The 8,957-nt window shown below is 35.6% G+C and carries 7 protein-coding genes and 4 pseudogenes; 10 read left to right on the top strand and 1 reads right to left on the bottom strand.

The genetic code is table 11. The annotated features are described in order from the left end of the window. Positions 1-500: 500 nt before the first annotated feature. Both ACXVYO_RS06240 and spoVFB (ACXVYO_RS06235) read left to right on the top strand, forming a co-directional pair. Positions 501-1,073 carry a triple tyrosine motif-containing protein gene (locus ACXVYO_RS06240; protein ID WP_458466330.1) on the top strand — a complete coding sequence of 191 codons (573 nt, stop codon included), beginning with the start codon at positions 501-503 and terminating at the stop codon, positions 1,071-1,073. Positions 1,074-1,162: 89 nt separating this feature from the next. After that, positions 1,163-1,357 (top strand): annotated as a pseudogene (gene spoVFB, locus ACXVYO_RS06235) (dipicolinate synthase subunit B); the annotation flags it as partial. Between the two features lie 172 nt (positions 1,358-1,529). Here spoVFB (ACXVYO_RS06235) and ACXVYO_RS06230 read toward each other — a convergent pair. After that, positions 1,530-1,679 (bottom strand): annotated as a pseudogene (locus tag ACXVYO_RS06230) (winged helix-turn-helix transcriptional regulator); the annotation flags it as partial. 133 nt (positions 1,680-1,812) lie between these two features. Here ACXVYO_RS06230 and ACXVYO_RS06225 point away from each other — a divergent pair. The 8 genes and pseudogenes from ACXVYO_RS06225 to ACXVYO_RS06190 form a co-directional block, all read left to right on the top strand. Next, positions 1,813-1,881, top strand: a pseudogene (locus ACXVYO_RS06225) (DJ-1/PfpI family protein); the annotation flags it as partial. 55 nt (positions 1,882-1,936) lie between these two features. Next, positions 1,937-2,092, top strand: a pseudogene (gene spoVFB / locus ACXVYO_RS06220) (dipicolinate synthase subunit B); the annotation flags it as partial. 150 nt (positions 2,093-2,242) lie between these two features. Next, positions 2,243-3,289 carry an aspartate-semialdehyde dehydrogenase gene (asd, locus tag ACXVYO_RS06215; RefSeq protein ID WP_458466329.1) on the top strand — a complete coding sequence of 349 codons (1,047 nt, stop codon included), beginning with the start codon at positions 2,243-2,245 and terminating at the stop codon, positions 3,287-3,289. A 23-nt stretch (positions 3,290-3,312) separates the two neighbouring features. Beyond that, the gene (gene dapG / locus ACXVYO_RS06210; protein WP_458466328.1) at positions 3,313-4,545 is read left to right on the top strand and encodes an aspartate kinase; all 1,233 of its coding nucleotides are present in this window, start codon (positions 3,313-3,315) and stop codon (positions 4,543-4,545) included. Between the two features lie 11 nt (positions 4,546-4,556). Next, positions 4,557-5,435 carry a 4-hydroxy-tetrahydrodipicolinate synthase gene (gene dapA, locus ACXVYO_RS06205; RefSeq protein WP_000564777.1) on the top strand — a complete coding sequence of 293 codons (879 nt, stop codon included), beginning with the start codon at positions 4,557-4,559 and terminating at the stop codon, positions 5,433-5,435. 757 nt (positions 5,436-6,192) lie between these two features. Beyond that, positions 6,193-7,863 carry a ribonuclease J gene (locus ACXVYO_RS06200; protein ID WP_458466327.1) on the top strand — a complete coding sequence of 557 codons (1,671 nt, stop codon included), beginning with the start codon at positions 6,193-6,195 and terminating at the stop codon, positions 7,861-7,863. A 104-nt stretch (positions 7,864-7,967) separates the two neighbouring features. Continuing rightward, on the top strand, positions 7,968-8,717 hold the full coding sequence (gene tepA, locus ACXVYO_RS06195; RefSeq protein WP_073516071.1) for a translocation-enhancing protein TepA: 750 nt from the start codon (positions 7,968-7,970) through the stop codon (positions 8,715-8,717). Continuing rightward, positions 8,714-8,917, top strand: coding sequence for a YlzJ-like family protein (locus ACXVYO_RS06190; protein WP_000605020.1), 204 nt, complete (start codon positions 8,714-8,716; stop codon positions 8,915-8,917). The genes tepA and ACXVYO_RS06190 overlap by 4 nt, the downstream gene beginning before the upstream one ends. The last annotated feature ends 40 nt before the right edge of the window (positions 8,918-8,957 follow it).

The following is an 8,957-nucleotide window of genomic DNA, read 5'->3' as shown; positions in this document are numbered from 1 at the left end:
GTAATTATAATGTATCGGTATATGCTAAAGATATAGATTCTAAGGAGAAGCAAGAATCTTTTATATCGCAGGGGATTATAATAAAGTGATAAAGAACGACTCATAAGGGTCGTTCTTTATTGTTTATAAATAAAAATATGGACATGTTTTTATTTGTCTATAGTGATTCTATCTAATGAAAAAGAAACTATAGATTTATATTTTAATATTTACATTGTTGGAATATAATGATGTAGGTGGTTAAATGGTCAAAAAATTTTATAATGAAGAGAAATGTTTTATCAAAAATTATTCTACTAGTAATCCATCAAAAAATAAAAGTATAAATGTATTTCTTCGTGAACGGGATAAGAAAGGCTGACGGGTAACAATTATCGATATACCAGAATTTTTCAGAGAGTGGGGAATGGAGTTATAATCTGATAAGTATAACGGACCGTGCAGGAAATAAATTAAATATACGTAGCAATTGGGATAAATATGCACCGGGGACTTTAAAAGTGGAAGGACAAGTGAATCAAGTGGAGTTAATAAGAGATGTAGAAAGTCCAAAATTAGGTCAGGCAATAACTTTTACAGCAAAAGCAACAGGAAGTAGTCAACCAGTATATGAATTTTGGGTGAAGGAAGATGGCAAATGGAGAGTTGTACAAGATTATAGTAAAATAAATACATTTACATACAAACCAAATAAAACTGGACAGTATAATGTATCAGTTTACGCAAAAGCGATAGATTCCAAAGTGAAACAAGAATCTTATAAAGTACAACGCTTCAAGGTAAAGGAACAGGAAAAAGTTACAAGTGTAGGGTTAACAAAAGATGTAGAAAGTCCAAAATTAGGTCAGACAATAACATTTACAGCCGAAGCAACAGGAAGTAGTCAACCAGTATATCAATTTTGGGTAAAAGAAGATGACAAATGGCAAATGGTACAAGATTATAGTGAAACAAATGTGTTTAAGTATACGCCGAATAAGAACGGTAATTATAATGTATCGGTATATGCTAAAGATATAGATTCTAAGGAGAAGCAAGAATCGTTTATATCGCAGGGGATTATAATAAAGTGATAAAGAACGACTCATAAGGGTCGTTCTTTTATTTTTCAGATTAATACATATAATAGGAAATAAAAAATATTTATTTATGTTGTTATTACCTTGTTGGCGTAAACCTCATGCGCCTAATGGCCACAAAAAACATCTACTTCGTCCCATTCGGCCAAGATGCACCAGAGAAAAAACCGAATTCAATGGTAGCTCGTATGGAGTTATTAGAGGATACAGTACTAGAAGCGTTGCAAGGAAAGCAATTGCAGCCGGTTGTCGTGGAAAAATTCAGATATATGAATTAAAAAACGAAAAAACGGACAATTTTGATGAAACCGTCATTCTTACAGTAGATTATGATAAAATTAATGCTATTAAGATTAGAAGGGGTATTGTATACTCCTTCTGATTCTAAGTTATAGAAGGATTGATATTTAGAAAGGGCATAGTGATGGAAAAGCAAAAACTTTTCATGTCTTCAATAATTTGTTTCTCCTCTAACTTCCGTACTTGCTCAGTTACTGACGGGGAAGATAAGTGAACAGCTTCTGCTAAATTTTCCGTTGGGATTTTTGCATTTGACGGCAATAATCCCACGATTTTTTGTCGATTTAATCCATAAATCATTCAACCTTTTTTTGTAAAATAAAATAACCAAAATTCTTTATATAATAAAGTCAAACAACTAAATATCCTTATTGAACTTATTTATCAATATTCTATATTTGTATAAAATAAGGACATCAGGAAGCGATTTACGATGAAAAAGATTTTATTATTATTAGCTGATGGATTTGAAGCAGTAGAAGCTAGTGTGTTTATAGATATAAATAGAAGAAAAAAGACATATTTATATTGTCATCACCCTGATGCCTAAAGGCTACAAAAATAGCTACTTCGTCCAGCTCGGCCAAGACGCACTAGAAAAAACGAATTCAATGGTAACTCATATGGAGTTACTGGAAGATACAGAACTAGAAGCATTGCAAGGAAAGCAATTGCAATCGGTTGTCGTAGGAAAATTCAGATATATGAATTAAAAAACGAAAAAAAACGGACAATTTTTGATGAAACCATCATTCTTACTGTAGAATATGATAAAATTAACGTTATTAAGATTAGAAGGGGTATTGTATACTCCTTCTGATTCTAAGTTATAGAAGGATTGGTATCTAGAAAGGGGCATAGTGATGGAAAAGCAAAAAACTTTTCATGTCGCTGTAGTTGGAGCAACCGGCGCAGTTGGTGAACAAATGTTAAATACTTTAGAGAAACGAGAATTTCCAATCGGGAAGTTAACGTTACTTTCATCTAAACGATCTGCAGGTAAGAAACTTGTATTTAAAGGCGAAGAATTTATAGTTCAAGAGGCAACTCCTGAAAGTTTTGAAGGAGTAGATATCGCACTATTTAGTGCTGGTGGATCTGTATCAAAACAATTAGCGCCAGAAGCAGCAAAGCGCGGTGCGATTGTTGTTGATAATACAAGTGCATTCCGTATGACAGAAAACGTGCCACTTGTTGTACCTGAAGTAAATGAAAACGACTTAAAAGAACATAATGGTATTATTGCAAATCCAAACTGTTCTACAATTCAAATGGTAGTAGCTCTTGAGCCAGTTCGTCAGCAATATGGTTTAAAACGAGTAATCGTTTCCACATATCAAGCTGTATCAGGTGCTGGTGCGGCAGCGATTGAAGAACTTCATGAACAATCACAAGCAATCTTAAATGGCGAAGAAGTGAAGGCAAATGTTCTACCTGTATCAGGTGATAAGAAACATTTCCAAATTGCTTTCAACGCGATTCCACAGATTGATAAATTCCAAGATAATGGATTTACGTTTGAAGAAATGAAAATGATTAATGAAACGAAAAAAATTATGCATATGCCTGAATTAGAAGTAGCGGCAACATGTGTACGTTTACCAGTTGTATCAGGTCACTCTGAGTCTGTTTACATCGAAGTAGAAAAAGAAGGCGTAACAGTAGAAGAATTCAAGAGCTTACTTGCAAATGCAGAAGGTATCGTTCTAGAAGATAACCCAGAGGAGCAGTTATATCCAATGCCAGCTACTGCAGTAGGTAAAAACGAAGTATTCGTTGGAAGAATCCGTAAAGATTTAAATAACGATAAAGGATTCCATCTTTGGGTCGTATCTGATAACTTATTAAAAGGCGCTGCATGGAATTCTGTTCAAATTGCAGAGCGCTTAGTAAAATTACAATTAGTGTAAACGGCTAAGAGAAGGTGCAAAATATGAAAATTATTGTTCAAAAATTTGGTGGCACATCCGTACGTGATGAAAATGGACGTAAGCATGCGCTTCATCATATAAAAAAATCGCTAGACGCGGGTTATAAAGTAGTTACTGTCGTATCTGCTATGGGCCGTAAAGGTGAACCATATGCAACTGATACTTTGTTAAGTCTTGTAAATCAAGAGGAATCTCACATTTCTAATCGTGAGCAAGATTTATTATTGTCATGCGGAGAATTAATCTCAGCAATCGTTTTCTCTAACATGCTAAATGAGAGCGGTATAAAAGCAGCGGCATTAAATGGTGCACAAGCTGGTTTTGTAACAAATGATGATTTTACAAATGCTAAGATTATTGAAATGAACTGTGATCGTATACATGAAGAGCTAGAAAATGTAGATGTAATCGTCGTTACAGGATTCCAAGGACAAACAAAAAAAGGTGATACGACAACACTTGGACGCGGAGGTAGCGATACTTCAGCTTCTGCATTAGGTGTTGCGCTTCATGCTGAATTTATTGATATCTTTACAGATGTAGAAGGTGTTATGACTGCGGATCCTCGTATTGTAAAAGATGCACGTCATCTTCAAACGGTAACATACAATGAAATTTGTAACATGGCATATCAAGGTGCAAAAGTCGTTCATCCACGTGCAGTTGAAATTGCGATGCATGCCAAAGTACCACTTCGTGTACGTTCTACGTATTCTGATAGTGAAGGTACGCTTATTTCAGCATCGGACGGTGCGACAAAAGGCCGTGATGTAGAAGAACGTCCTGTTACAGGTATCGCTCATGTATCAAATGTGACGCAAATTAAAGTGCTGGCAAAAGAAACAGCATATGATTTACAACAGCATGTGTTTAAAGAAATGGCGAATGAAGGAATCAGTGTCGATTTAATTAACATTTCACCTACTGGCGTAGCTTATACGGTGAGTGATAGTGTATCAAGTCATGCAGTTGAATTATTAAAAAACCTTGGATATGAGCCAATTGTGACAGAGCATTGTGCAAAAGTATCTATTGTAGGAGCTGGAATGGCAGGGTACCCAGGTGTTACTGCGAAAATCGTTACAGCTTTAGCGGAAAAAGGTATTCAAATTCTGCAATCGGCAGATAGCCATACGACAATTTGGGTTCTTGTAAAAGAAACTGATTTAGTGGAGGCTGTAAATGCATTACATAGTGCGTTTGAGCTTTCAAAAGAAAAGCAACTGGAACAATAAGGAGTGAGACCATGATAGATTTTGGGACAATTGCAACCGCGATGGTAACTCCGTTTGATAAAAACGGAAATATCGATTTTGCAAAGACAACGAAATTGGTAAATTATTTAATAGATAACGGTACAACAGCAATCGTGGTAGGAGGAACGACAGGCGAATCTCCTACATTAACTTCAGAAGAAAAAGTAGCGTTATATCGCCATGTCGTATCTGTTGTCGATAAAAGGGTGCCCGTAATCGCTGGAACAGGTAGTAATAATACGCATGCTTCTATTGACTTAACTAAAAAGGCAACAGAAGTTGGTGTTGATGCAGTAATGCTAGTAGCACCGTATTATAACAAACCAAGTCAAGAAGGAATGTATCAACACTTCAAAGCAATTGCTGAAAGTACGCCGCTTCCGGTTATGCTATATAACGTTCCAGGACGATCTATTGTACAAATCTCCGTTGATACAGTTGTTCGTTTATCAGAAATAGAAAACATTGTTGCAATTAAAGATGCAGGCGGCGATGTGTTAACAATGACAGAAATCATTGAAAAAACAGCGGACGACTTTGCAGTATACAGCGGTGATGACGGTTTAACGTTACCAGCTATGGCAGTTGGAGCGAAAGGTATCGTTTCTGTAGCATCTCATGTGATTGGAAATGAAATGCAAGAAATGATTGCAGCATTCCAAGCAGGAGAATTTAAGAAGGCGCAAAAATTACATCAATTACTTGTAAGAGTAACGGATTCATTATTTATGGCGCCAAGCCCAACGCCAGTAAAAACAGCGTTACAAATGGTTGGATTAGATGTAGGTTCTGTACGTTTACCACTTCTTCCATTAACAGAGGAAGAAAGAGTAACGTTACAATCTGTCATGCAATCTATCCCTCGTTAATAAAAAATGACCTAGTGTAGAACTAGGTCATTTTTTTATGGTATGAAAATCTTTACCACTCTTTTTTCACCTACATGAATACTTATAAGATTATTAACCGCTTTTTATGTATTACAACATGTATAAGAAAATAATTGTACACCTTTAAATGAATCAAAAGATTACAGTTATTATAGAATAAACATTTGTATAAACGAAATAAAACACCGCTTCTGTTTTTTAGAGAAATCCCCTCAAATGTGACGTAATTCATAAAAAAACTCCATTTTGTAAGTGTTTTTGTTCAATTCTAGAAAAATAAGTCTTGAAACTCCATATTATGAAATTAATTTAGCGTATGTATGGATATTTCTTCAAAATAATATGGAGTATAAAGTCGAAGTAAATATAAAGGAAATATGTCCGATACTTTTGTTATAATTCCGTTCTTTTACCTATTCTTTCGCACGATTTAACTTGTGTTCTATTTCTTGTATCAGGTATAATATGGCTAAGTAGCTTAGTACGGGTATGCTTAGCAAAATTGGTAAAAATTATAATTTGATTACATTTTCATATCATATCGAATAAGATATTTGATTTATATAATGAAAGAGAGGTGAAACCTGGTTTAAAAAATAAACAAGGACATGATATCGCATAACGGTAAGGACATTCGTCTTGGACGGTGAATATATGGTGGTTGTAGAGTTTCCCCTGGTGTCTCTGCGATTTTAGTGAAATCAGTGTTTGAAAGATTTTTAAACCAGGCAACAACATGAAGAGAAAAGAGAATGAGTCTGTTAAAGTATTTGCTCTTGGTGGAGTAGGTGAAATCGGGAAAAACATGTACTGTGTTGAAATTGATTCTGAAATCTTTATTGTAGATGCAGGGTTAATGTTCCCAGGAGATGAAATGTTTGGAATTGATATCGTTATTCCTGATATTACATATTTAGTGGAAAACCAAGAGCGAGTAAAAGGTTTATTTATTACTCACGGTCATGAAGATCATATCGGTGGTATTGTTTACGTACTTCGTAAATTATCTATTCCAGTGTATGCAACGAAATTAACAGTAGGACTTATACAAGAAAAACTTGGCGAAGCGGGTATGTTAGGCCGTGTAGACTTAAAAACAATCGATTCAAATTCAACAGTGGAGTTTAATACTACAACGGTTTCATTCTTTGGAACGACACATAGTATTCCAGATTCTGTTGGTGTTTGTTTCCATACATCAAAAGGTGCGATTGTATATACAGGAGACTTTAAATTCGATCAAACTCCAATTGGAAATAGTGGAGCAGATCTTGGGAAAATGGCACAAATCGGAAATGAAGGCGTACTGTGCTTATTATCTGATAGTACAAATGCTGAGCGTCCAGGCTATACAGGTTCTGAAAAAGAAGTTGGTGTAGAAATTTCTAAAGTGTTCTACGGCGCAGAAGGACGTATTATCGTTGCTTCATTTGCATCGAATGTACATCGTATTCAACAAGTATTTGATGCAGCTGCTGAAACAGGACGAAAAGTAGCGGTTGTAGGACGTAGTATGGTGAAAGTAGTAGATATCGCAAGACGTCTTGGTTATTTAGATGTTCCAGAAGGTATGGTTATTTCACTACAAGAAGTAGACAATTTCCCAGAGAAAAAGGTAGCTATTTTAACGACAGGTAGCCAAGGTGAACCGATGGCGGCCCTTTCTAGAATGGCGAAGCAAGCTCATAAACAAATTTCAATTCGTAAAGGTGATACGGTTATTATTGCGGCTTCTCCAATTCCGGGTAATGAAATATCTGTATCAAAAATTATTGACTTGCTATTTAGAGCGGGAGCTGAAGTTGTTTATTACGGTGAAAGAAAAGTTCACGTTTCAGGTCATGGTAGCCAAGAAGAATTAAAATTAATGTTAAATTTAATGAAACCGAAATATTTTGTACCCGTACATGGTGAGTTCCGTATGCAAAAAGCACATGCATATTTAGCTGAAGATGTAGGTATTGCAAGAGAAAATATCTTTATCGTAGAAAAAGGCGATGTAATTGGTTTTGGTGACGATGAAGCGAACTTAGTTAGTAAAGTGCAAGCGGGCAATGTATTAATTGATGGATTAGGTGTAGGTGACGTTGGTAATATCGTTCTTCGAGATAGAAAAATGTTATCTCAAGATGGAATATTAGTCGTTGTTGTAACACTTGGTAAGGATGAAAAGAAAATTGTTTCTGGTCCAGAAATTATTTCACGTGGTTTTGTGTATGTACGTGAATCAGAAGCGTTAATTGACCGCTCTACAGAGATTGTACGTATGATTGTTGAGCAATCAATTAAAGAATATTCAATTGAATGGTCTATGTTAAAACAAAATATTCGTGAATTATTAGGACAGTTCTTGTACGAAGAGACGAAGAGAAAACCTATGATTTTACCGATTATTATGGAAGTTTAAAAAAGGTCACCTTTACGGGTGATCTTTTTTTCTTTTTAAACTCTATCGAATGAAATTTATAACTTAAGAAATAATAGTGATATACGAGTGAAAGGGGATGCGATATGACAGAACGCGATCGTTATACAAATGAAGAGAAAGAGGCCGAGCCGAAAGAAACTGGAAAAGAAGCTTCAATAGTGGAAAAAATTCAACAGCTTGGACAAACAAATGTACCACAAATGAATGAATCGCGTATTCATTGTTTAACAATCATTGGACAGGTGGAAGGTCATGTTCAGTTGCCGCCGCAAAATAAAACAACAAAATATGAGCATATCATTCCGCAAATTGTTGCGATAGAACAAAATCCGAAAATTGAAGGTTTACTTTTAATATTAAACACGGTTGGTGGTGATGTTGAAGCAGGGTTAGCAATTTCTGAGATGGTAGCTTCGCTTTCAAAGCCAACAGTATCACTTGTTTTAGGCGGAGGACATTCTATCGGTGTACCGATTGCTGTCTCTACGGACTATTCATTTATTGCGGAAACTGCGACGATGACAATTCATCCTATTCGTCTAACAGGTCTTGTTATAGGTGTGCCGCAAACATTTGAGTATTTAGATAAAATGCAAGAAAGAGTCATTCGATTTGTGACGAAGCATTCGAAAGTAACGGAAGATCGTTTTAAAGAGCTTATGTTTGCGAAAGGAAATTTGACGCGAGATATTGGGACGAATGTAATTGGCGGAGATGCAGTGAAATATGGTCTTATAGATGATGTGGGTGGTATTGGAAATGCGATTCGAAAACTGAATGAATTAATAGATGCCCGCATGGATGATAGTGCAGAAGGGACAATGTTACAATGATTTTATATACAATTATGCCAGAGCAACTTGTCTATCCAGCCGATTATTCGCAATGTGAAAGTCAAAAAGTTGTAAATATAAACGGTGTTGAGTTAATGGTTTCGGAAGAAGAACATGGGTGTTATTCTATTGTACGTGTGCTAAGTACGGATCCGCTTCACTACTTAGAGTTTGAGCCTGGCCAGAAAATAACCTTTTAGCAAAAAGAAGGATTTTGTTTAGAAGCTATGGTATAATATA

This window comes from Bacillus sp. BC08 (genome assembly GCF_054326875.1).
This window is presented reverse-complemented; position numbering and strand designations above follow the sequence as displayed.

What these genes read in the sequence shown, in the direction of transcription:
- dapA (WP_000564777.1), top strand. Translation starts at nt 4,557, where the DNA reads ATGATAGATTTTGGGACAATTGCAACCGCGATGGTAACTCCGTTTGAT.
- tepA (WP_073516071.1), top strand. Translation starts at nt 7,968, where the DNA reads ATGACAGAACGCGATCGTTATACAAATGAAGAGAAAGAGGCCGAGCCG.
- dapG (WP_458466328.1), top strand. Translation starts at nt 3,313, where the DNA reads ATGAAAATTATTGTTCAAAAATTTGGTGGCACATCCGTACGTGATGAA.
- ACXVYO_RS06190 (WP_000605020.1), top strand. Translation starts at nt 8,714, where the DNA reads ATGATTTTATATACAATTATGCCAGAGCAACTTGTCTATCCAGCCGAT.
- asd (WP_458466329.1), top strand. Translation starts at nt 2,243, where the DNA reads ATGGAAAAGCAAAAAACTTTTCATGTCGCTGTAGTTGGAGCAACCGGC.
- ACXVYO_RS06200 (WP_458466327.1), top strand. Translation starts at nt 6,193, where the DNA reads ATGAAGAGAAAAGAGAATGAGTCTGTTAAAGTATTTGCTCTTGGTGGA.